Source organism: Polaromonas sp. (assembly GCF_039930745.1).
Lineage (GTDB): Bacteria > Pseudomonadota > Gammaproteobacteria > Burkholderiales > Burkholderiaceae_C > Polaromonas.
Genome location: NZ_JBDTTH010000034.1, coordinates 16230 through 39457 on the forward strand (window position 1 = coordinate 16230; position 23228 = coordinate 39457).

The 23228-nt window shown below is 62.6% G+C and carries 19 protein-coding genes; 9 read left to right on the forward strand and 10 right to left on the reverse strand.

Annotated elements, in window-relative coordinates:
• The first annotated feature begins 35 nt into the window (after positions 1-35).
• Positions 36-872: a lytic transglycosylase domain-containing protein gene (locus ABI660_RS12260; RefSeq protein ID WP_348068342.1), complete on the forward strand. Its 837-nt coding sequence runs from the start codon at positions 36-38 to the stop codon at positions 870-872.
• A gap of 148 nt (positions 873-1020) precedes the next feature.
• Positions 1021-3384: a DNA topoisomerase IV subunit A gene (gene parC, locus ABI660_RS12265; RefSeq protein ID WP_348068344.1), complete on the forward strand. Its 2364-nt coding sequence runs from the start codon at positions 1021-1023 to the stop codon at positions 3382-3384.
• A gap of 31 nt (positions 3385-3415) precedes the next feature.
• On the opposite strand, the gene ABI660_RS12270 is transcribed toward parC, so the two are convergent.
• Positions 3416-4501, reverse strand: a complete 1086-nt coding sequence (locus ABI660_RS12270; protein ID WP_348068346.1) for an N-acetyltransferase — start codon at positions 4499-4501, stop codon at positions 3416-3418.
• 710 nt (positions 4502-5211) lie between these two features.
• Positions 5212-6231 (reverse strand): L-histidine N(alpha)-methyltransferase, encoded by a 1020-nt coding sequence (gene egtD, locus ABI660_RS12275; protein WP_348068348.1) that lies wholly within the window; start codon positions 6229-6231, stop codon positions 5212-5214.
• 243 nt (positions 6232-6474) lie between these two features.
• Here egtD and ABI660_RS12280 point away from each other — a divergent pair, with 243 nt between their 5' ends.
• Complete coding sequence (locus ABI660_RS12280) at positions 6475-6966, forward strand: TlpA disulfide reductase family protein (RefSeq protein WP_348068350.1); 492 nt, start codon at positions 6475-6477, stop codon at positions 6964-6966.
• A 200-nt stretch (positions 6967-7166) separates the two neighbouring features.
• Here ABI660_RS12280 and ABI660_RS12285 read toward each other — a convergent pair whose 3' ends face one another.
• A complete protein-coding gene (locus ABI660_RS12285) occupies positions 7167-8354 on the reverse strand; it encodes a hypothetical protein (protein ID WP_348068352.1) in 1188 nt (395 codons plus the stop codon).
• A 214-nt stretch (positions 8355-8568) separates the two neighbouring features.
• Here ABI660_RS12285 and ABI660_RS12290 point away from each other — a divergent pair, with 214 nt between their 5' ends.
• Positions 8569-9672: a transglutaminase domain-containing protein gene (locus tag ABI660_RS12290; RefSeq protein WP_348068354.1), complete on the forward strand. Its 1104-nt coding sequence runs from the start codon at positions 8569-8571 to the stop codon at positions 9670-9672.
• Between the two features lie 157 nt (positions 9673-9829).
• On the opposite strand, the gene ABI660_RS12295 is transcribed toward ABI660_RS12290, so the two are convergent.
• The 5 genes from ABI660_RS12295 to ABI660_RS12315 all read right to left on the reverse strand — a co-directional run bounded on the left by ABI660_RS12295 (position 9830) and on the right by ABI660_RS12315 (position 14780).
• Positions 9830-10738 (reverse strand): pseudouridine synthase, encoded by a 909-nt coding sequence (locus ABI660_RS12295; protein WP_348068356.1) that lies wholly within the window; start codon positions 10736-10738, stop codon positions 9830-9832.
• Positions 10735-11472: a tRNA (guanosine(46)-N7)-methyltransferase TrmB gene (trmB, locus tag ABI660_RS12300; protein WP_348068358.1), complete on the reverse strand. Its 738-nt coding sequence runs from the start codon at positions 11470-11472 to the stop codon at positions 10735-10737. The genes ABI660_RS12295 and trmB overlap by 4 nt, the downstream gene beginning before the upstream one ends.
• Positions 11465-12421: a tRNA glutamyl-Q(34) synthetase GluQRS gene (gluQRS, locus tag ABI660_RS12305; RefSeq protein WP_348068378.1), complete on the reverse strand. Its 957-nt coding sequence runs from the start codon at positions 12419-12421 to the stop codon at positions 11465-11467. Before gluQRS ends, trmB begins: the two co-directional genes overlap by 8 nt.
• 180 nt (positions 12422-12601) lie before the next feature.
• Entirely contained in the window at positions 12602-13672 is a 1071-nt protein-coding gene (locus ABI660_RS12310; RefSeq protein WP_348068360.1) for an FAD-dependent oxidoreductase, read from the reverse strand.
• A gap of 154 nt (positions 13673-13826) precedes the next feature.
• On the reverse strand, positions 13827-14780 hold the full coding sequence (locus ABI660_RS12315; protein WP_348068362.1) for a LysR family transcriptional regulator: 954 nt from the start codon (positions 14778-14780) through the stop codon (positions 13827-13829).
• Between the two features lie 109 nt (positions 14781-14889).
• On the opposite strand from ABI660_RS12315, the gene ABI660_RS12320 reads away from it, so the two are divergent.
• The 4 genes from ABI660_RS12320 (at position 14890) to ABI660_RS12335 (ending at position 17645) form a co-directional block, all read left to right on the forward strand.
• Positions 14890-15591, forward strand: a complete 702-nt coding sequence (locus ABI660_RS12320; RefSeq protein WP_348068364.1) for a pirin family protein — start codon at positions 14890-14892, stop codon at positions 15589-15591.
• A gap of 80 nt (positions 15592-15671) precedes the next feature.
• Positions 15672-16082, forward strand: coding sequence for a DoxX family protein (locus ABI660_RS12325; RefSeq protein ID WP_348068366.1), 411 nt, complete (start codon positions 15672-15674; stop codon positions 16080-16082).
• Between the two features lie 88 nt (positions 16083-16170).
• Positions 16171-16725, forward strand: a complete 555-nt coding sequence (locus ABI660_RS12330) for a flavodoxin family protein (protein WP_348068368.1) — start codon at positions 16171-16173, stop codon at positions 16723-16725.
• Between the two features lie 35 nt (positions 16726-16760).
• Positions 16761-17645, forward strand: a complete 885-nt coding sequence (locus ABI660_RS12335) for a pirin family protein (protein ID WP_348068370.1) — start codon at positions 16761-16763, stop codon at positions 17643-17645.
• 37 nt (positions 17646-17682) lie between these two features.
• Here ABI660_RS12335 and egtB read toward each other — a convergent pair whose 3' ends face one another.
• Both egtB and ABI660_RS12345 read right to left on the reverse strand, forming a co-directional pair.
• Positions 17683-19011, reverse strand: a complete 1329-nt coding sequence (egtB, locus tag ABI660_RS12340; RefSeq protein ID WP_348068372.1) for an ergothioneine biosynthesis protein EgtB — start codon at positions 19009-19011, stop codon at positions 17683-17685.
• Between the two features lie 54 nt (positions 19012-19065).
• Positions 19066-19845 carry a sulfurtransferase gene (locus tag ABI660_RS12345; RefSeq protein ID WP_348068374.1) on the reverse strand — a complete coding sequence of 260 codons (780 nt, stop codon included), beginning with the start codon at positions 19843-19845 and terminating at the stop codon, positions 19066-19068.
• A 136-nt stretch (positions 19846-19981) separates the two neighbouring features.
• On the opposite strand from ABI660_RS12345, the gene dnaE reads away from it, so the two are divergent.
• Positions 19982-23228, forward strand: a 3247-nt coding sequence (gene dnaE, locus ABI660_RS12350; RefSeq protein WP_348068376.1) for a DNA polymerase III subunit alpha, incomplete at its 3' end; no start/stop codon positions are given.

The following is a 23228-nucleotide window of genomic DNA, read 5'->3' on the forward strand; positions in this document are numbered from 1 at the left end:
CCTTGTGGCACGGGCGCAGGCAGCTATCATTTTTGATGGTTGCTGCCGCCATGCTGCTGGCTGTGCCCTTGGCTCGCGCCGATGTATGGGGCTATGTGGATGACAAGGGCGTGGCCCATTTCTCGGCCGAACGGCTCGATGAGCGCTACCAGCTGTTTTTTCGCGGCGGCGAAACGCTTGACACCAGCCGTGGAGGGCGTGGCGTTTCGGGCGCGTTCGGCAGCGGCAGCCCCGGTGCACCGCCTAAGCTCCTGGCCTTTTTCGATGTTTCGCCGAACTACAAGGCGGTCAAGCATTTGCTGCGGGAAGCCGCGGTGGTCAACGACATCGACTATGAACTGCTGCAGGCGCTGATTGCCACGGAGTCGGGCTTCAACACCCATGCGGTGTCGCCCAAGGGGGCCATTGGCCTGATGCAGCTGATGCCGCCCACGGCCCAGCGTTACGGCGTGCGGGCCGACAAGCATTCGCCGATCGAAAAAAAGCTGACCGACCCGAAGACCAATATCCGCGCCGGCTCGCGTTACCTGCGTTACCTGATCGACATGTTCCCCGGCCAGCTGGAACTGGCGGTCGCGGCCTACAACGCCGGTGAAGGCGCGGTCCAGCGTGCGGGCAACAAAATCCCCAACTACCCCGAAACCAAAAATTACGTCAAAACCGTCATGCAGTTGTATGGCCACCTGACACCGCCCAGCATGATTGGCGATGCGCGCCGCTCCGGCTCTGGTCGCGTCAGGCTGGAAATGATGGGCGGCAGCAAAGCGCCGTCCAGCCCGACTGCCGGAGGCACCATCGGACGCGGCAACCAGTTGCCGGCGCTTGTGGTGCAAAGCCCGGTCGCGCCGGAGTTCAAGGTCGAACGCGACTAGGCTTCGCTCCGCTCGCGTGGGCCTCCGTGATTCGAGGAAGCTCCAGCGCCGAGGCCATAATCCCCTGCGACGGTCCGCCGGACAGGCGGCCAGGCCAAATTTCCTCCTTTCTCCTTCTCCCTTCTGATACTTTTGCCGTTTGAACCCGATGGACGATCTTTTTACACCTGACCCGCTCGCCAGCCCCGAATTGCCCGACCAGGAATCGCTGGCCGCTTATGCCCAGCGTGCCTACCTTGAATACGCGCTGAGTGTGGTCAAAGGCCGGGCTCTGCCCGATGTGTGCGACGGCCAAAAACCAGTGCAACGCCGCATCCTGTACGCGATGCACCGCATGGGCCTGTCGTTCACTAACGCCGCGCCCTCGGGTCCCAAGGCGCGCAAGAGCGCGAAGGTGGTCGGTGACGTGCTGGGCAATTTCCACCCGCATGGCGATACCGCTGCCTATGACGCGCTTGTGCGCATGGCGCAGGATTTCAGCCTGCGCTACCCGCTGATTGACGGCCAGGGCAACTTCGGCAGCCGGGATGGCGACGGCGCGGCCGCGATGCGTTATACCGAAGCGCGCCTGAGCCCGATTGCGCGCCTCCTGCTCGACGAGCTCGACGAAGGTACCGTCAATTTCATGCCGAACTATGACGGCACAACGGAGGAGCCCAAGCTGTTGCCGGCCCGCCTGCCGTTTGCCTTGCTCAACGGCGCCAGCGGCATCGCTGTCGGCCTGGCGACGGAAATCCCCAGCCACAACCTGCGTGAAATCGCCGGTGCCTGCGTCGCGCTCATCAAGACGCCCAAGCTGGCAGACGACGAGCTTTACGCGATGGTGGCCGGCCCTGACTATCCCGGCGGCGGCCAGATCATCTCCAGCGCCGCAGAAATCGCTGCCGCCTACAACACCGGCCGCGGCTCCCTCAAGGTGCGCGCCCGCTGGAAGATCGAAGACCTGGCGCGCGGCCAGTGGCAGCTCGTCGTCAACGAGCTCTCGCCCGGTGTCAGCACGCAAAAAGTACTGGAGGAGATCGAGGAGCTGACCAACCCGAAGATCCGCACCGGCAAGAAAGCGCTGAGCCAGGAGCAGGTGCAGCTCAAGCAGACCGTGCTGTCGGTGCTGGACGTGGTACGCGACGAGTCGAGCAAGGATGCCGCTGTGCGCCTGGTGTTCGAGCCCAAGACCAGCAAGATAGCGCAGAACGAGCTGATCCACACCCTGCTGGCCCATACCAGCCTGGAAAGCTCCTCTTCCATCAACCTCACCATGGTGGGGCTGGACGGACGGCCCACGCAAAAGTCACTGCGCCAGATGTTGCTCGAATGGATCGAGTTCCGCCAGACCACGGTGCAGCGCCGTTCGCAGTTCCGCCTGGACAAGGTGCTGGCCCGGATCCATATCCTTGAAGGTCGGCAACTGGTGCTGCTCAACATCGATGAAGTGATCGCCATCATCCGTCAGTCGGACGAACCCAAAGCGGCGCTGATCGAGCGCTTCAAGCTCACAGAAATCCAGGCCGATGACATCCTTGACATCCGCCTGCGCCAGCTGGCGCGGCTGGAAGCCATCAAGATCGAGCAGGAGCTCAAGACATTGCGCGAAGAGCAGGGCAAGCTCGAGGAAATTCTTGGCAGCCCGGCAGCTTTGCGTCGCCTGATGATCAAGGAAATCGAGGCCGATGCCAAACAATTTGCCGACCCGCGCCGCACGCTGATCCAGGCCGACAAAAAAGCCGTGCTCGAAGTCAAGGTGATCGACGAGCCGGTGACCGTGGTGATCAGTGCCAAGGGCTGGGTACGTGCACGCAGTGGCCACGGCCATGACGCGGCCAGCTTCGCCTTCAAGTCGGGAGATGGCCTGTATGGCACCTTCGAATGCCGCACGGTGGACAGCCTGCTGGTGTTTGGCACCGCGGCCAAGGGCACGGGCCGGGTGTATTCGATTCCGGTGGCCATGCTGCCCGGCGCACGCGGCGACGGTCAGCCGGTGACCACGCTGATCGAGCTTGAAAGCGGGACGCACCCGGCGCATTATTTTGCCGGACCGGCGAGCGCCACGCTGCTGCTCAGCGGCAGCGGTGGTTACGGCTTCCTGGCCACGGTGGAGAACATGACGACGCGCCTGAAAGCAGGCAAGGCCTTCATCAGCTGCGGTGAAGGCGAAGCGATCTGCAAGCCCTCGCATGTCTCTGGCAGCAGCGGCGCGGCGCCCCTGAACCCGGCCACGCATGTGGCCTGCGCGTCGACCGGCGGCCGCATTCTGACCTTCGAGATCAGCGAACTCAAGACCCAGCCGGCCGGCGGCCGCGGCCTGATGCTGATCGACCTGGATGCCAAGGACACCCTGGCCGGCGCGGCGGCCTACACCCGCAGCGTGAAGGTCGAAGGCATTGGCCGCGGCGGCAAGGTGCGCGAGGAAACACTGGAGATCCGCAGCCTGAACAACGCCCGTGCTGCGCGTGCGCGCAAGGGGAAGGCGGCGGATCTGGGGTTCAAGCCTTCGGCGGTATCGCGGGTGGAATAGTTTTGCCGCGCAATCGAAGAAGGGCCGTTCCCTATAAATCTCCCGAGGTCTGCTGGGGAGCGGATAGCCGGCGCCGCAAGGCATCGACGCTGATCTGGTAGGTCGCGTCCTGACGGTGCATGGTGAAACCTAGTCGCTGGTTGATCGACAGCATGGCGACGTTGGTATTGGCGTTGTTGGTGACAACGGTGCGGACGTCAGGATGCAGCCTGCGAACCAGATCGAACATGGCCGCCTTGACACCCTTGGCCAGCCCCTTGCCGCGCCAGGCGCGAGCCACGGCCGTCAACTGTTGATAGACCCGATCCGCAAAGCGGGCGTCCCAGCTTGCGTCGCACACAGCTGCCACGTCATCGCCATGTAGCAGCATGACGAGGAAATGATCGCCCCCACGCCGATCCATCGCCGCGTACCAGCTTTCATAGCCCTGCAGCTCGTAGCGAATCCGGGGGATTTCCAGTGAACCCAGCGGCTGCTCGTTGATCAGCACTGAGAGCGGCTCCATGAGCCCCGCCAGGCGGTCGAACGGCACACGGCCCGCATGCGTCTCCCATCGCAGTCCATTTGCTGATGCAGCGACGTGAGCCTGCCATTGGGCAAGCTCCACCCAGTTCAGCCCCTCCATCGCAAGACGATTTTCGACGCTGCTGTATCTCTTCCGTGCACCGATGGCGGACATGAAGGCGTGTCCCTCAGGTCTGTGAATCTTCAGTGTCGCCACTGTCCGACCGCTGTCCTGCATGAAGGCATGCAGCGCGGCCAGCAATGCTGTGCCGATGCCCAGACGCCGCAGGCCGCCCAGCACGCCGCCGCCGGCGTCGACGAAGGCTGCGTGGTCTTCGCAGCCGAGGGAGCCGTCGCGGCGAAACCCCAGCAGCAGGTTGCCGACGTAGACACCATCGCGAACGACCATGAGCCGGCGCGCCTCGAACAGCGGATGCCGCTGCATCAGTTCATGCTCGAAGTCGGCTTCGGGCGGCAACTGCTCGCCGGGGTGGTCTTCCTGGTGGCGGGTGCGCCGGTAGGCATGCAGTTGCGCCCATTCTCGGCGCGAAGCAGTTAGGGGATCGAAAAGCCGGATCTCGATGCCGGCCGGCATTCTGGGGGTATGAAACATGGGTGCCTTGATGAACGAGAACACAGGAACCGCGTCAGCGCTTGCGCGGTGGCGGTTAGGAACTCAAGGCGGCTTGGGGGTCTGCGTGTTGCGGTGTGAACTACAGCGCGGTGGGTGACGCAACAAGCCGGATGAGTGCTAGGGGCGGGGTTTGAATGTCGCTTTCCATGGGCACCTCCGGTAGTGGGTCAAGACAGAAGCGAATCTTACTGCGGGTTTCTTTTCCGCCTCAAGTCTTTTCTGATACTCCTCATCAGGACTGTAACTTTTGCGAGAAACGTTGCAGCCGACTGCGATCGCAGTCGGGACCGGGATGGATTCCGGCTTTCGCCGGAATGACAGCAGGGAGCAGGGTAGTGGTGAGGTGAGGGTGACGTGTACGGCGGCAGCTTCGCGAAACGCTGGAGATCCGCAGCCTGAAAAATGCCGAGCCGCCCGCCGATGATAGGGCAAAGCGGCCGATCTGGGCTTCAAACCGGCGGCGATTTCGCGGGTTGAATAAGATGCGTAGTTTGCTATCTGTTTGATAGCCGCTTGCGACCGGTGAATAAGGGCTGGAGGCCGATTTCGTTCAAAAATTCGGGCTGCTGACTGCTGGTGTTGTTCTGATTGCTGTGATGTGCCGTCAAGCCGGGGCTTGCCTGCCAACCACAAACGTTGAAGCCAAAGAAGGCTCTGACGGGCCCAGCCTGAACGGCAGAAAAAGACTGCTAAACCGAAGCCCAGAACACCGCAAACCAGTCTTTCGGATCGGTCCAGTAACTGATCTGCGTGAAGCCGGCGCGCCGCAGCAGCGCCGTCATGGACGCCACCGTGTATTTGCAGGAATTTTCGGTATGGATGCGTTCGCCGCCGCGGAAAGCCCGTTCACCTCCGGGCCAGTGCACCATCAGGTTGCGCTGGGCCTGCAGGTGCATCTCGATGCGGGACTCCGCTTCGTTGAAAAGTGCCAGGTGGCGCCACTGGCGCACATCGAAGTCGCTGCCCAGCAGTGTGTTGACGTGGCGCAGCAGGTTTTTGTTGAAGGCCGCGGTCACGCCCAGCGCATCGTCATAGGCCGCTTCGAGGGTGGCCTTGTCTTTCACGAGGTCGATGCCCAGCAGCAGGCCGCGTGCAGCGCCTTGCACCGGGTCGACCATCTGCTGCAAAAAAGACAGGGCCTGGCCGGGTGAGAAATTTCCCAGGCTGGAACCCGGGTAGAAGAAGACCCGGTCGCGGCGTTGAACCTGCGGCGGTAAAGCCAGCCCGGCGGAAAAGTCCATGCCTATCCCCAGAATATCCAGGGCGGGAAAAGTGGTTTGCATCTCCTCGGCAGCATCGCGCAGGAAGTCCACCGAGATATCGACCGGCACATACTGCTTCGGCTTCAGGTGGGGAATCAGCTTCGCAGCTTTGGCGCAGTTGCCGGCGCCCAGATCAATCAGGCAGGGCTGTTTGATGCCGGCACCGGCTACCGTCGCAGCAATGCTTTGGTAGGCCGCGTCGAAAATGCTGGCCTCGGTGCGTGTCGGGTAATACTCGTCGAGCTGGGTAATGGTTTCAAACAGCTGGGAGCCGAGCGCATCGTAAAAATACTTGGGCGGCACGCTAGCGGCCACGGCGTTCAGGCCTTCGGCCAGTTCGCGCGCCGCATCGGGCGCCGGGCTTTGCGCGGACGCCTGGTAGCAGTTGATGAACTGCGGTGACGCAGGGGCGAGATCGAGCTTGGGTCGTTTGAGAGGAGCGTTCAAAATCGGTTCAGCAGAAGCTGCATGTGGTTCGTCAATTTACTTCAGTGGCTTGCCTGCGTTTGTAGGACAGTTTCTCTTTGCACACCTTGGGGGAGCTGCGCTTGATTTTTTGGCTTGCGCCAGAAATTTCCGGATGCCCCCGTGCGTCGCGAGGTTCATTCTGCCCTGCTAAGCTTGGTCGCATCCATGGCCTCTTTCTTACATCCCCTGGCGTCCCGGCGCCTTTTTTTGCAGAACGCCGCCTTGGCTGCCGGCACATCGCTGGGGCTGGAAGCCTTGGCTGCCAACGAGGCTGCCTACACCTTGTCACCCTGGCAGGGCACCGTGCCACCGCTGCAGGCAGTGGATACCCACGGCAAAACCTGGCGGCTTGATGACCTCAAAGGCCGCGCCGTGTTGCTCAATTTCTGGGCCAGCTGGTGCGAACCCTGCCGCGCAGAAATGCCCACGCTGCAGCAAGTTGCGGACCTGTACGGTGCCGACAAGCTGCTGGTGCTGGCCATCAATTTCAAGGAACATCCGGCGCGTGCCATCCAGTTTGCGGCCAGCACGGGTTTGAGCCTGCCCATTCTGCTGGACCCCCAAGGTCAGGCCGCGCGCGCCTGGGGAGTCAAGGTGTTTCCTTCCACAATGCTGGTGGACCGTCAGGGGCGGCCGCGCCAGCGGGTGCAGGGTGAGGTTGACTGGACCGGCGCCGAAGCCGCGCGGTGGATCGAGGCCTTGCTCAGGCAGTAGTAGGCTGAATCACTGAAATTCACTGTCACTCGGCCGCCCATCGCCGCGATTCAGCCTACCAGGCGAACCGACCTTGGTTAGGTGAGCGACCGTGGGATCTTTTCCGGACCAGCCAGGGCCGCGGATCTGGCTTTGCCAGTCCGCAGGCGCAGCGCCCCCTCGGGGGGCAGCGAGGACACGAAGTGCCGAGCGTGGGGGCCTTATTCCTTCGGCAGGATGAGATCAGCCGTTCCAGGGCAGACCCAGCGCGCAAATTCACGCGTGGTGTCCAGGCAGCCACCATGGCGGTACACGCCACGCGGTTCGCGGTAACGCAGCATGACCGCGAGTATTCGCTCGACCTCGGAGGCCTCCTGGCGTGCGGCAGTGACCAGCGCCTCAACTTTTTCCTCGTTGATGCGCTTGTCGCCGTTGGCGTCCAGGTAGATCGCGTTGCGCCAGTGGTAAATCTCCAGGCATTTGTCGGTCAGGGTAAAGGGCTGCTCGCGTTTCCAGAAATTGCTGAACAACCCGCCGCCCAAATAAATAACCCAGGAGCCTTCATAACCCGATGCATCGGCCGACGGCTCGTGGGGGTTGCGAAACCAGGTCCTGTCGCCCGGCACGAAATAGCGGGGAGGCAAGGGTTCTTCCATAGAGCCCTGTTCCCGCAGGAAAACATCGTGAAACTGGCCTGACATGATGGGCCGCTCATTCCAGAAGGCCTGCAGTTGCCCAAGCAGGGCTGGGTTGCAGCTTGCCAGTTCTTCGGCAATCCCCAGCAGGATGACGTATTCCGTGGCGCGGTAGCAGGAGAACGAATACAAAGCCCCGGAAACCTCGGGTTGCGTTGCCTTGGCAAGGGCGGTGATCAGCGAAACACCGGACCGGATGACAAAGCCGGCGTCTTCCCTATAGGTCCAGCAGTCTTCGGGTCTTTCCGCCTGACTGGTGTGGAAGGCGAGTGTCGTCTTGCTGGCAGCCCGCGCAATGTTGTGGCGGATACGCACCGCCGACACCAGTTCGTTGATGGATGGAAACTCGAAAGCGACCGGACCCATCAACATGGCCACCACGATCTCGCGCGTCAGGGCCGCGGAAGAGGGTAGGCTGCCAAGTTGCAATGTGCTGCTTAGCGCAAGAGTGTCATAGCCCGGTGCCCAGCGCTGTGCGTGCGCCGGATCGATGCTGAATTGCATGTAGCTGCCGGCGCTATCAATGCTCTCGGAGCTGCGCACGCAGTGTTCCAGCTCCAGCGCGTCCAGCCGGGACAAAACTGTTTTGCCCACGGCCGCGATTTTTCCGCCGCCGGACTCGCGAATCCGTATGCCCTGAGGCTCCGCCCGTTGTATGCCCGATCCGCCCATGCGATCTTCTCCGGCTTGTTGTATTGCTTGTCGTGGGAGCATGCAGCCCGACCTGCGAACGGCGCAAGGCTGCCGGATAAATATAACCGACGCTTAACCGCGTATGCCGGCGCATTGACGGCGCCGGCCGGCATCCGGTGAAAGCAGGGATAATTGCGCCGCGGCCCGGGCATTTTTTGCCCTCCCGCATGGACATCCCGGGGCACCTTTACATGTACCGGTCACGTCTACCCACCCTTCACCCGGAGCTCTTTTGATGACCACCGTACGCCGTACTTTCCTGAAAAACACCGCTGCCGCTGCTTTGGCCGGCGCCTTTCCCGCGATCAATTTTGCGCAAGCACCCTCGCGCCGCAACTTTGCGCCGCAAAGCGGTGCCTGGCGCACCTTTGACGTGACCACGCGTGTTGACATCGTCAAGCCTGAAGGCGTGACCAAGGTCTGGTTGCCCATTCCCTCGGTCAACAGCGACTACCAGCATTCGCAGGGCAACAGCTTTTCGAGCAATGGCGCTACTAACCTGACCGACGACGGCGTGGACGGCGCCAAGATGCTGTACGTCGAGTTTCCTGCAGGCCTGGCCCAGCCTTTTGTAGAGCTCACGAGTCGGGTGCAGACCCAGGGTCGCGCCATCGACTGGGCGCACAAAACCGCGGTGCGGGAAGACGCAGATACCCTGCGTTATTTCACGCGTCCGACCAAATTCCTGCCCACCGATGGCATCGTCCGCACCACGGCGCAGCAAGCCATCGGCAACGCAAAAACCGACGTCGAGAAAACACGAAAAATCTACGACTGGATCGTGGCCAACACTTACCGCGACCCCAAGGTGCGCGGCTGCGGCGAAGGCGACATCAAGACCATGCTGGAGACCGGCAACCTGGGCGGCAAGTGCGCCGACCTGAATGCGCTCTTCGTTGGCCTGTGCCGCTCTGTTGGCATTCCGGCGCGCGACGTGTATGGCATTCGCCTGGTGCCTTCAGCCTTTGGCTACAAAGAGCTCAGTGGCAACCCGGCCAGCCTCAAGGGCGCGCAGCACTGCCGCTCGGAAGTTTTCCTCAAGGGTTATGGCTGGGTGGCCATGGACCCGGCCGATGTGGCCAAGGTCATGCGCCTGGAAACGGCCGACTGGATCAAGAACACCACCGACCCGGTGGTCGCACCCGTGAACAAAGCGCTGTTCGGCGGCTGGGAAGGCAACTGGATGGCCTACAACACCGCGCACGACATCGCGTTGTCGAATTCGAAGCTGGAGAAGCTGGGCTTTTTCATGTACCCGGTGGGCGAAAACTCGGCAGGCCGTTTTGACTCTTATTCGCCGGATGATTTCAAGTACCAGATCACGGCGAAAGAGGTTTAGCCCCCACGGTCGTTCGCTTCGCGTAACTCCCTGCCCCCCGAGGGGGCCGCTGCGCCTGCGGGCCGGCAAAGCCGGACCCGCGGCCCCGGCTTGAACTGAAGAGCCCCCGCCGTCGCTCGCTTTGATGGGGACAACGTCCGGGGGGGCCGGCTCCTGCTCAGGGCAACGTCAATCGCCGCTTGCTGCTGAACTGCCGGCGCTCGCCGGTGAAGGGGTCGTCAAAGGCGATGCTTTGGGCCAGCAGCTGCAAGGGGTAGCGGTAGTCGTCCTCAGGCGTTGGGTCCAGCGGTGGATACACCCGGTCATTCATGATGGGCAGGCCCAGCGAGAACATGTGCACGCGCAGCTGGTGTTTCTTGCCGGTGATCGGGCTCAGGCCGTAACGCGCCAGCGGCCCGCGTGTTTCCAGCAGTTCGATCAGCGTTTCACTGTTGGGCGGCCCGTCCACCTCGGCCTGTCGAAAAAACGGCTGACCTTCGGCAATGCGGCTGCGGCGCACACGCGGAAAGGTGAGTTCGGCGCGCCAAGGCGCAATCGCTTCATACCGCTTGTCCACGGTGCGCTGGCGAAACAGGTCCTGGTAGGCAGCCCGTTCCTGCGGCCGCACAGAAAATACAACCAGCCCGGCGGTTTCGCGGTCAATGCGGTGGAGGGGGCTGAGCCCTGGAATGCCTAGCCGGTTTTTCAGGCGCACCAGCAGGGTTTCCTGCAGGTAGTGGCCCGAGGGTGTGACCGGCAGAAAATGCGGTTTGTCGACCACGACCAGATGGTCGTCCTGGAACAGCAGCTCTTCGTCAAAAGGGATGAGGGTCTCCGCTGGCAAGCTGCGGTAGTAATACAGCCGCATGTGCCCGCGGTAAGGCCGCGCCGCGGTGACGCGCTCGCCAAATTCGTCGATCACTTCGTCATTTGCCATTCGCGTGAGCCAGAGCTCGCGTGAAATGGCGGGGAAACGCTGAACGAGGAAATCAGTGATTGTGAGCCAGGTGCCGGCAGGCAGGCTGACGCAACTCGGGCTGACACCTTCGCGCGTGGGCAATCCGCCGAGCGGGGGCTTGGCTCTCACACGCGTTCGAACACCACGTCCCAGACACCGTGCCCGAGCTTGATGCCGCGGTTTTCAAATTTGGTCAATGGACGGTAGTCGGGCTTGGTGGCATATCCGTCGTGGCTGACGGCCGTGTTTTTCAGCAGCGGCTCGGCACGAAGAACCTCCAGAATCTGCTCGGCATACGGTTGCCAGTCGGTAGCGCAATGCAGGTAGCCGCCGGGTTTCAGGCGGGCCGCCAGTTTGGACACCAGTGGCCCCTGGATCAGCCGGCGTTTGTTGTGCTTTTTCTTGTGCCAGGGATCGGGAAAAAAGATGTGCACGCCGTCCATGCTGCCGGGCGGCAGCATGTGGTCCAGCACCTGCACCGCGTCGTGCTGCAGGATGCGGATGTTGTCCAGCCCTTGCTCGGTGATGCGCTTGAGCAGTGCGCCAACGCCGGGCGTGTGAACCTCGCAGCAGAGGAAGTTTTTCTCCGGCAGCAAGGCAGCAATCTGTGCGGTGGCTTCGCCCATGCCGAAGCCGATCTCCAAAATCGTCGGTGCGACGCGTCCGAAGGCGCTTTCGACGTCGAGCGGCGCTGCCGAATATGGCAGCAAAAACTTCGGCCCCGCGTCAGCAAAGGCCCTGGCCTGGCCGGCGGTGGTGCGGCCGGTACGCAGGACAAAACTGCGAATGGTACGCAGGTGGCTGGCGTCAGGGGAGGCGCCTTCTGGCGGGGTGGGCGGCGGGGTGGTGGGGGATTCAATCACCGGTCAATTTTAGTCGTCTGGCCCAGAGGGCCACGGCTTGCTGCAGCCAGTCAGCGGGCGCGCGCGTAGACAAGCCTGCGGGAAGACCGAGTACCTGCCCGGCTTCGTCCAGCGCCCTGAGTGGTTGTGTCGTGTCCAGGGCGATGGCGCCGTTTTGCTTGGAGAGCTTTTCTCCGTTCACACCCAGCACCAGCGGTGTGTGCAGATAACGCGGCAAGGGTAGGCCCAGGGCCCCCTGCAGCAATATCTGCCGCGCCGTGTTGTCGGCCAGGTCTTCACCGCGAACCACGTCGGTGATGCCCTGTGTGCCGTCATCTACAACCACCGCCAGCTGGTAAGCCCACAAGCCGTCGGCGCGGTTGAGAACAAAATCGCCCACTGCTTCCTCGATGTTTTGTTGCTGCGGCCCGAGGCGATGATCCTGCCAGTGAAGCGGCTGGTTTGCTATCAAATAAGGAGCTGTTTGCGTACGCCCCATAAGGGCTGGAGGCCTATTTCGTTCAATATTTCCGGTAAAGAAGCGCCAGGCGCGCGCAGGGCGGCCCCGCAGGCCCAGGCGGCAGGTGCCGGGGTAGACCAGCTCGCCGTGGCGCGACCGCACCTGTCCACGTTCGGCCAGTGCCCGCTCAATGTCTTGCCGCGTGCAGGCGCAAGGGTAGGCGAGATGGGTGGCGATGAGCTGGTCCAGTGCGGCCTGGTAAAGGGCGCTACGCTGCGACTGGTAAAGCGGTGCCTGGTCCGGCACAAGTCCGCAGGCGGCGAGTTGCTGAAGAATCACGGCGTCCGCGCCGGGCACGCAGCGCGGCGTATCGATATCTTCAATGCGCACCAGCCACTGCCCGCCGTGCGCCCGCGCGTCCAGCCAGCTGGCTAGTGCCGCAACGAGAGAGCCCGCATGCAGCGGCCCAGTTGGCGAGGGTGCAAATCGCCCTGTGTATTGAGCCCCCACGTTTGTCACGGCGTGTGCCTTCGGTGGTGCGCTGCCCCTTGCACGAAGAAGGGAGGGGCGCTGCGCCTGCGGCCCGGCGAAGCCGGTTCCGCGGCCCCTGCCGGTGAAGGGCGAGTCTCCCCGCGTGCCACCTCGTTCATCACTTCGTCCTGAGTTGTCGAAGGACGCTCACCAGCCGCGCTAGCAGATGGTCAAAGCCATTTCCAGGCCGGAAATAAAGGCGTCTTCGACCCGATGGCCCAGACACCAATCGCCGCAGGCGCCTACGCCCAGCTTGTCGTCCCACAGATGGGATTGGCCCAAGGGTTCGGTAGTCTGGGCATAACGCCAGCGATGCACGGCCGCATGGCTGGGCAGAGCCCGGATGCCGGTGACTTCGGTGAAGGCCTTGAGCAGCTTGGCCTTGACGCGTTCGTCGTCATCTTCCAGGTGGCGCTCGGACCATTCCGGGCTGGCCTGCACGGTCCAGCGTTCGATGGCGCTGCGCCCCGGTTTGGATGATTCGCGTGCCAGCCAGGCAATGCGGTGGTGGGTGCTGCGTGCGGCATTCCAGTGCGGCCCCAGATGCGGCAAGGTGGGTTGCATGGCCTGCGGAAAAGCCAGCATCAAGGTCCAGCAGGGGGCAATGACGATGCCTCCCAGCACGGGCATCAAGGCCTTGCCCTGCTGGGAACTCAGCAGCAGGGCGTGGGCCTGCGGTGCCGGCACGGCCAGCACCACGTGATCAAAGCCGGAATACACCCGGCTGCTGGCGCCCGGGCCTTCCGTTTGCAGTTGCCAGCGCTCGGGGTGCAGCTTGTCGCGCTCCATCCGGATCACCTGGGTTTCCAACATCAGTGCGCCGGCCGCATCCAGTGGTTGGGCCCATTGCTTGAGCAGCGCGTTCATGCCTGGTGTGGCCACCCAGTGTGCTTCCTTGGGCGGCAGCGAGGCGGCCACCACGCGGCCTGCTTCGTCGAGGATGCGCACGGTATTGGCGCTCCAGGGGCGCACCAGGCCCGGGCTGGTGGCCAGGGCTTTTTCGAAACGTGTGTCGCGCACGGTGAAGTATTGGGTACCGTGGTCAAACCCTCCGAACTCGGTGTTGCGGGTGGACATACGTCCGCCGGGGCCGCGGCTTTTTTCAAACACCGTCACCTGGTGGCCTGCCTGCATCAGCGTACGTGCGCAGGCAATGCCGGCCATGCCCGCACCCACCACGGCAATATGGCGTTTCACGAAAGCGGAAGCAGGGCGGGGGTTTTTTGTCATGTCTTGTACTTTTTATCGGTTGGTCAGAAGAGGGGCGTTCATGTGTTTTGCATGGCGGGCTTCGCACCATTTTCGCAGCCCGGCATCCAGATGAATACAAATCATGGTGACACTCTACACGCTGGCGCCGGTGCGGCGCCAGGCATCAGCTTTTTTAAACCGCATGTTCGCGCTCCAGCAGCGCCTTTCTTGTCGCTGGTTTGGCCAGCTGGTTGAGCCACCATTGCAGGGCACGGCCTTCACTTCCAGCGGCCACGCGGCGCCAGGCGTAGCTGACGGGGATGACGCGCTCGGCCCGCTGCACGCGTTTTTCCACCAGCCTTCCCGTGGCGATGTGCGGCCGCGCAAGGTATTCAGGCAGAAAGCCGCCGCCCAGGCCACGCAGCTGCGCATCGAGTTTTTCCTGCATACCGGGGACGGTGAAGATGTCCTGCCCGCCCAGCAGGCCAACGGTGATGCCGCTGCCGCGCTGCACCGAATCGGCGACCGCCACGGCGCGGTGCGGCATCAGCATCGCGTCGGTGACAGGTTCGGCGGCTTTGGCCAGCGGGTGGTGCGGCGCAACGGCGTAGATGAAATGAATGCTGCCCAGCGGCTTGCTCTGGACCGATTTGTGAATGCCCGGCTCAATCGCCACACCAATGGACAGGTCGGCCTGGCCCGAGGTGAGGGCTTCAAGCGTGCCTGACAGGGCTTCCTCCCGAAGCCGCAGGCGTGTCGGCGGGTTCAATGCAAAAAAAGCTTCGCACAGCTCCATCACGGTGGTGCGCGAGATCACGCTGTCCACCGCCAGGGTCAGCTCCGGCTCCCAGCCGGTCGCCACGCGTTTGACGCGGTTGGCCACCGCGTCAAGTTCGGCCAGCAGGCGGTTGCCTTCGCGCAGCAGTTCCTTGCCGGCTTCGGTGAGCTTTGCCTGCCGCGAGGAGCGATCGAACAGCAGCACGTCCAAGGCGTCTTCCACCTGCCGGATGCGGTAGGTCAGCGCGCTGGGAACCACGCCCAGTTCGCGCGCCGCTGCTGCCATGCTGCCGGTACGGTGCACGGTTCCAATCAGGCCTATGGTTTCAGGCGTCAGGGCATCGCGCACCCGGTTGTTGATCATTGCCATGTCCGAAGTTCAAATAATTTGAATGATGCCATCAAACAGCCGCAATGGATAACGCCGCACGGGCGCCTACATTGGAGGCATTGCAAGCGCACCCTGAAAGGAGCACACGATGATGAACAAACGATCTTCCGGCGAACGCGGCTATGCCGACCACGGCTGGCTCAAGTCTTTTCATTCCTTTTCGTTTGCCGGCTATTACGATCCGGCGCACATGGGCTTTGGCAACCTGCGTGTGATCAATGAAGACCGCATTGCTGCCGGCCGCGGGTTTGGCACACACGGCCACCGGGACATGGAAATCATCAGCTATGTGCTGAGCGGCGAGCTGGCGCACCAGGACAACATCGGCAACATCAAGGGCATCCCGCCCGGTGACGTGCAGCGTATGAGCGCCGGCACTGGCGTGCAGCACAGCGAGTTCAACCATGCCGAAGGCCAGACCACGCATTTCCTGCAGATCTGGATTGAACCCAATGTGACGGGCATACCGCCCAGCTATGAACAGAAGACCTTTCCCGAAAGCGAAAAGCGCGGCACACTGCGGCTGGTGGCCTCCCCCGACGGGGCCATGGATTCGGTGACGGTGCATGCCGATGCCAGGCTGTATGCGGGCCTGTTCGATGGTAATGAAACCGCTGAAATGGCACTGAATCCGCAGCGAAAGACCTATGTGCACCTGGTGCGCGGGGAACTCCAGGTCAATGGCCAGCCTCTGAGTGCAGGCGATGCGTTCAAACTGGAAGCCGAAAGCCGACTGCAACTGTCCCATGGCCAGGCGGCCGAGGTGCTGGTGTTCGATCTCGCAAACTGAACGGGAGGGCCCGGCACTTGCACCGCCGGGCGCTTCGGTTCATTATTTTTCTTTCATCACTTCAATAAAAAGGATTCATCATGCTCAATTCACTCCAGAACCCGTTCTCCCTGATTGGCCGCGCGCTGATTGCCTTGCTGTTTATTCCCGCGGGATTCAGCAAGATTGCCGGTTTCACCGGAACGGCGGGTTATATCGCCTCCAAGGGTGTGCCGCTTCCTGAAGTGGCTGCGGCTGCAGCCATCGGCGTTGAGCTGGGTCTGGGCTTGTTGTTGCTGGTTGGTTTCCAGGCACGCTGGGCCGCGCTGGGCATTGCGCTGTTTACCGTGGTCATCACGTTTATCTTCCACAACTTCTGGGCGGTACCTGCCGAGCAGGTCATGATGCAGCAACAGGCTTTCTTCAAGAACATCGCCGTGGTGGGTGGCCTGTTGACCATTGCCGCCTGGGGCCCAGGCGCTTGGAGCGTGGACGGCCAGACCAAAAGCTGAGCCAGAGGCCGACAGCTTCTGATGCTTCTACAGGCCGGCCGCAAGGTCGGCCTGTTCTTTTTTATTTCAATAAAACCAAAGGCACCTCATGACGAGCACTGTAGTTGTTTACCACTCCGGATATGGACATACCCAGCGCATGGCACGGGCCGTGGCCGAGGGCGCAGATGCCACCTTGCTTGCCATTGACGCCGATGGGAACCTCCCGGCTGATGGCTGGGAACAACTCAAGGCTGCCGACGCCATCATCTTTGGTTCGCCCACTTACATGGGCAGCGTCAGCTGGCAGTTCAAGAAGTTTGCCGACGATTCGTCCAAGCCCTGGTTTAGCCAGGAGTGGAAGGACAAGCTGGCAGCCGGCTTCACCAACAGCGCGGGTATGAACGGCGACAAGCAGGGCACGCTCATCACGCTGTTCACACTGGCGATGCAGCACGGCATGCTGTGGGTCAGCCAGGGCCTGATGCCGTCCAATGCCAAGGCGGCAAAGCGTGATGACATCAACTACCTGGTGTCGTACAGCGGCGCAATCGCGCAATCGCCCTCCGATGCGGGGGCCAGCGAGATGGCCGCGGGCGACCTCGAAACGGCCAGGCTGTTCGGCAAACGCGTGGCCGATGTGGCCGCCAGATTTCACGCCTGATCCCTGTTTGGGAACAACCCTCTGGAGACACGGCCATGCCTGTTGAACTGAAGCTGAGCGGACACGAGAAGGACCTGGGGGGCGGTTTCCGCGTGCGCCGCCTGCTGCCGGCCGCACAGCGGCAATCGGTCGGGCCCTTCCTGTTTTTTGACCATTTTGGTCCGATCACGGTGGCCCCCGGGGCGGCGCATGATGTGCGGCCGCATCCGCATATTGGCCTGGCAACGGTGACCTACCTGTTCGAAGGCGCCATCATGCACCGCGACAGCCTGGGTTTCAGCCAGCGCATAGAACCCGGCGCCATCAACTGGATGACGGCCGGGCGCGGCATTGTGCATTCGGAGCGCGCGCCCGAGGAATGGACGGACAGGGAATACGTCAACCACGGCGTCCAGCTGTGGGCGGCCTTGCCGCGTGCGCAGGAAGAAGTTGCGCCGGACTTTGTGCACACACCGGCAAGCGCTATTCCCGAGGCGCTGGTGGGCGGCGCACGGGTCCGGGTACTGGCTGGCGAAGCGTTCGGCCTGCGTTCACCGGTCAAGACCTTCTCGACAACGGTTTACCTGGACGTGCAACTGGCCGCGGGTACCGTCTTCGAATTGCCGCCACTGGCCCCGGAACTGGCGCTGTATGCCGTGGATGGCCCGGTGGTGGTTGACGGCGAGCAGGTGGAGGCACATACGCTGACCTTGCTGGCGCCGAAGGCCACGGCGGCTGTTATGGCCACTCGTGCGGTCCGGCTGATGGTGATAGGCGGCGATGCGCTGGACGGGCACCGCTTCATGTGGTGGAACTTTGTGTCCAGCCGCAAGGAGCGGATAACGCAGGCCGCACACGACTGGGAGCTGCAGGCCATGGGTCAGGTGCCAGGAGATGCCGAATTGATTCCCTTGCCTGAACGCCGACTGATTCCGGACTGATGCCCCCTGCAACAGGGACAGCGTCAGCGCATCAGCATCACGCGCAATCGCGCGCCAGGCGCAACCCGCTGAACTGCCATTGCGCTTCCGGTGGAAAAAAGTTGCGGTAGCTGGCGCGCACATGGTTTTGCGGCGTGGCACACGAGCCGCCGCGCAGCACCAACTGGTTGCACATGAACTTGCCGTTGTATTCGCCGACCAAGCCTTCCCAGGGTTTGTAGCCGGGGTAAGGGTTGTAGTTGGACTGGGTCCACTCCCACACATCGCCAAACATCTGGGCCGGATGGCCGGTGCTGCGGTGTTGCAGGGCGATCGGGTGGTAGGCGCTGCTTTCGACAAAGTTGCCTTCGGCCCGCAGCCCTGGCTGGTTGGGCACGCTGCGCGCGGCCAACTCCCATTCAAACTCCGTCGGCAGGCGCGCGCCTGCCCAGCGCGCATAGGCATCGGCCTCGAAATAACTCAGGTGGCATACCGGCGTGTGGGGATCCACCTGCACCCAGCCCTGCAGGGTGAAGTTGCCATGCGGCTCCCCGGGTGTTGCGGGCGCCTGCCAGTACAGCGGCATGCTTGCGTCGCTGGCCTGCACCCAGTCCCAGCCCATGGACAGCCACAGCTCGGGGCGCTGGTAGCCGCCATCGGCCATGAACGCCATCATTTCGCCGTTGGTGACCAGGCGGCTGCCAATTTCGAACGGAGCGAGATACGCCTTGTGGCGTGGCGTCTCGTTGTCGAAGGCAAATTGCCCGTCCAGGGCGGACTCAAACCCATGTTCGATCAGGCCACCGGCGAAACCCAGCCACTGAAGCGGCTGGGGGCTGATGCCGGCCAGCGGCCACTGCCGCGCATAGCCCGGCCGCGCCGGGTTGAACGAGAGAGCATGTTTGATGTCGGTCAGCAGCAGCTCCTGGTGTTGCTGCTCATGCTGCAGGCCCAGCGTGACCAGTTGCTGCAGTTCGTCGCCGACAGGGCTGGCCTGTACCCGCTCCAGGACGTTCTGCATGCGCTCGTCGATCTGCGCACGGTAGGCCAGCACCTGCTCCAGGGACGGACGGCTGATCATGCCGCGCTGGGGGCGCGGGTGTTTGGCGCCTACGCCGTTGTAGTAGCTGTTAAACAGCACCCGGAAGCCGGCGTCGAAGGGCTGGAAGTCTTTCTCGAAGCGCTCGAGGATGAAGGTTTCGAAAAACCAGGTGACATGAGCCAGGTGCCATTTGGCGGGGCTGGCGTCCGGCATGGACTGCAGCTGACAGTCCTCGGCACTCAGGGGCTGTGCCAGGCGTTCGGTCTGGCCACGGACTTGCTGAAAGCGCTGAGCCAGGCTGGAAGTCCCGGCGGCGGCGTGGCGGGCGGCAGTGGGTGTGGGCATGGCGGCTCGATGCAAAAAAGAGGGTAGAAGGGCGGCATGCCCCGAAAAACCTGTTCAGCTTTCCATGTCTTCCGGTACCGGGCTGTCAGACAATGCCCCGACATTGACCCGGGGTTTCAATGCCGGGTCAACCGCGCGCCGCTCGTCGAAGACAAAACATTCTCCTTCAAAATGGGCGTGGCCGCTTTCCTCGAAATATTTGAGGATGCCGCCATCGAGCTGGAAGACGTGTTCGACGCCGGCCTCGCGCATGAAAATGGCGGCCTTCTCGCAGCGTATGCCACCGGTGCAGAAGCTCACCACGGTTTTGCCTTTGAGCGCTTGCTGGTGCTGCAGCAGCAAGCGCGGGAATTCGGTGAATTTTGTGATGCGCCAGTCAATGGCATTCCGGAAGGTGCCCACATCGACCTCGAAGTCGTTACGCGTATCCAGCGTCACCACGGGGCGCCCCTCATCGTCGTGGCCGGCATCCAGCCAGCGCTTGAGCGTCGCGGCACTTACCGCCGGGGCCCGGCCAGCCGCGGGCTGGATTGCCGGGTGATCCATGCGGATGATTTCCGGCTTGATCTTCACCAGCAGTTTGCGAAAGGGCTGGGCGTGCGACCAGCTCTCCTTGACCTGCAGGTCGGCAAAGCGGCTGTCCCGCCGCAAGCCGACCAGAAAATCACGAATCGACGGCGCTGGCGCAGCCAGAAACAGATTGATACCCTCTTCTGCCAGCAGCACTGTGCCTTTGAGTTCCAACTGGCGCAAGGTCTGGACAAGGGCCTGCTGCAAGGCTTCCAGCTGATTCAGCTGGACAAATTTGTAGGCTGCAATATTCAGAACTTTCATGTTGCCCGAATTGTAGGAGGATGCTCTTAATTCAAGCCGGGGCCGCGGAACCGGCTTTGCCGGGCCGCAGGCGCAGCGGCCCCTAGGGGGCAGGGAGCTACACGAAGTGAGCGACCGTGGGGCCTAGAATGTTTCCATGTTTGTTCATTTACGCATCCACACTGAATTTTCAGTGGTCGACGGTACCAACCGCATCGATGAAATCGTGGCTGCTGCCGCGGCCGACCGCCAGCCCGCCCTGGCCATCACCGACCTGAGCAACCTGTTTGGCACCGTCAAGTTCTACAAGGAGACCCGGGGCGCCGGCGTCAAACCGCTGATAGGTGCAGACGTGTGGGTGCAGGTGCCGGGCAAGGAAGCCGGCGCCGCACCGGCCAGGCTGCTGCTGCTGGTGCAAAACCGCCAGGGCTACCTGAACCTGTCAGAGCTCATCACACGGGCCTGGACCCGTGGCGTGGTGCGCGACCAGGCCATCATCAGCCTGGAATGGCTGCAGGAACTTGGCGAGGGCCTGATCGCGCTGTCGGGAGCGCAGGGCGGGGCGGTAGGGCAGGCGCTGGTGCAGGGCGACGGCCCGCGCGCGCTGGAATGTGCGCTGCATTTTGCGGGCCTGTTTCCGCACCGTTTTTACATGGAACTGCAGCGCGCGCAGCGTGCCGACGACGAGCAGCATGTGGCGGCGGCGGTGCAGCTTGCCGCCCGCCTCAAGCTGCCGGTGGTGGCGACCCATCCGGTGCAGTTTCTGGGCTACGAGGACTACGAGGCGCATGAAGCACGTGTCTGTATTGCCGAGGGCGAGATCCTCGGCAATGCGCGACGTGTTCGCAAGTTCACGCGCGAGCAGTATTTCAAGTCCTCGGCGCAGATGGCCGAGCTGTTTGCCGACTTGCCTTCGGCGCTGGCGAACACGCTGGAAATTGCCAAACGCTGCAACCTCAAGCTCGACCTTGGCAAACCCATGTTGCCCGAGTATCCAACGCCGGAGGTCAACGGCGCGCGCATGTCGCCCGACGAGTACTTCCGCTACGCTTCCTTTCAGGGGCTGGAAGAGCGGCTCGCGCATCTGTACCCCAACGAGAAGGTTCGCGATGAGAAGCGGCCGCAGTACGTGGAGCGGCTGGAGTTCGAGATCAACACCATTCTGAAGATGGGCTTCCCGGGCTACTTCCTGATCGTGGGCGACTTCATCAACTGGGCCAAGAACAACGGTTGCCCCGTGGGGCCGGGCCGGGGCTCAGGCGCTGGTTCGCTGGTGGCTTATTCGCTGAAGATCACCGACCTGGACCCCTTGCAGTACAACCTGCTGTTCGAGCGCTTCCTCAATCCGGAGCGGGTGTCCATGCCCGACTTCGACATCGACTTCTGCCAGACCAACCGCGACCGCGTGATCGACTATGTGAAAGACAAGTACGGCCACGCCGCGGTCAGCCAGATCGTGACCTTCGGAACCATGGCCGCCCGCGCGGCGATTCGCGACGTCGGCCGGGTGCTCGATTTTTCTTATGGCTTTTGCGACGGCATCTCCAAGCTGGTGCCCAACAAGCCCGGCCAGGCCGTCACCCTGCAGCTGGTGCCTGCCGACCGCAAGAAAAACGACAAGATGGTGTATGCGCTGGAGGCCGAACCGGTGCTGGCCGAGCGCGAGGCCAAGGAAGAAGACGTGCGCACGCTGCTGGAGCTGGCGCGCAAGCTCGAGGGTCTGACGCGCAACGTCGGCATGCATGCCGGCGGCGTGTTGATCGCGCCGGGCAAACTCACCGATTTCTGCCCGCTCTACCTGCAGCCCGGCAGCAGCTCGGCTGTGAGCCAGTTCGACAAGAACGACGTCGAGGCCATCGGCCTGGTCAAATTCGACTTTTTGGGCCTGGCCACCTTGACCATCCTGGAGCTGGCGCGCGAGTTCATCGTCCAGCGGCATCCGGCGCAAAAGGATTTCAAATTCGAGAACTTGCCGCTCGACGACCAGCGGGTTTATGCGCTGTTTGCCGAAGGCAAGACAGAGGCCGTGTTCCAGTTTGAAAGTATCGGCATGCAGCGCATGCTGCGCGATGCCAGGCCGAACCGGCTGGAAGACCTGATCGCCATGAATGCGCTGTACCGGCCGGGTCCGATGGACCTGATCCCGACCTACATCGCGCGCAAGCAGGGCAAGGAGACGCCCGAGTACCCGGACCCGCGCGTCAAGCCCATCCTGGAAGAGACCTACGGCATCATGGTCTACCAGGAGCAGGTGATGCAGACGGCGCAGATCCTGGGCGGTTACTCGCTGGGCGGCGCCGACATGCTGCGCCGCGCGATGGGCAAGAAGGACGAGAAGGAGATGGCCTCGCAGCGGGAAGTTTTCCGCAAAGGCGCCGGCGTCAATGGTCTGTCGCAGGAAAAGGCCGACGAAGTTTTTGACTTGATGGAGAAGTTTGCTGGCTACGGCTTCAACAAGTCGCACTCGGCCGCTTATGCGCTGCTCGCCTATCACACGGCCTGGCTCAAGCGCCATTACACGGCGGAGTTCTTCTGCGCCAACATGACGGTGGAAATGGGCGACACCGACAAGCTGAAAATTTTGTTCGGTGACGCGCAGAAGATGGGCGTCAGTTTTGAGTCGCCCGACGTCAACCGCGGCCACTACCGCTTCGAGCCGATCAGCAATACCAGCATTCGTTACGGCCTGGGCGCGGTCAAGGGCACGGGCCAGCAAGCAATTGCCGCCATCGTGGCGGCGCGCGAGTCAGATGGTCCGTTCACCTCGCTGTTCGACTTCTGCCTGCGTGTCGACAAGACCAAGATGAACAAGCGCACGGTCGAGGCGCTGATCAAGGCCGGCGCTTTCGACAACCTGCAGCTGAACCGCGCATCGCTGCTTGCGTCGGTGGACCGGGCCTTCGAGTTTGCCGCGCAAGCCGAAGCCAACGTCAACCAGGGCGGTCTGTTCGACATGGATTCCCATGCGGCCAGTACGCAGGAGCCGCCCTTGGTCGAGGCCATGCCGTTTGGCGTGAAAGCACGCCTGGTGCAGGAAAAAACCGCGATTGGTTTTTACCTGTCCGGCCATCTGTTTGATGAGGTTGAAACCGAGGTCAGGCAGTTCGTCAAACGCAAGATCGACGACCTGATCGATTCGCGCGACCAGACCCTGCTGGCGGCCATCGTCAGCGACCTGCGGGTGATCAACGGCAACCGCGGCAAGCTGATCATCTTCAAGCTCGACGACAAGACCGACACGTTGGAAGCCTCAGTGGACGAAGCCACCTTCAACGCCAACCGCAACCTGCTCAAGGACGATGAACTGGTGATCGTGCAGGGCACGCTGCAGCCGGCATCAGAGCGCTTCGGCCGCCGCTTCAAGGTGACGCAGGTGTGGAGCCTGGAGTCGGCGCGCTGCCGCT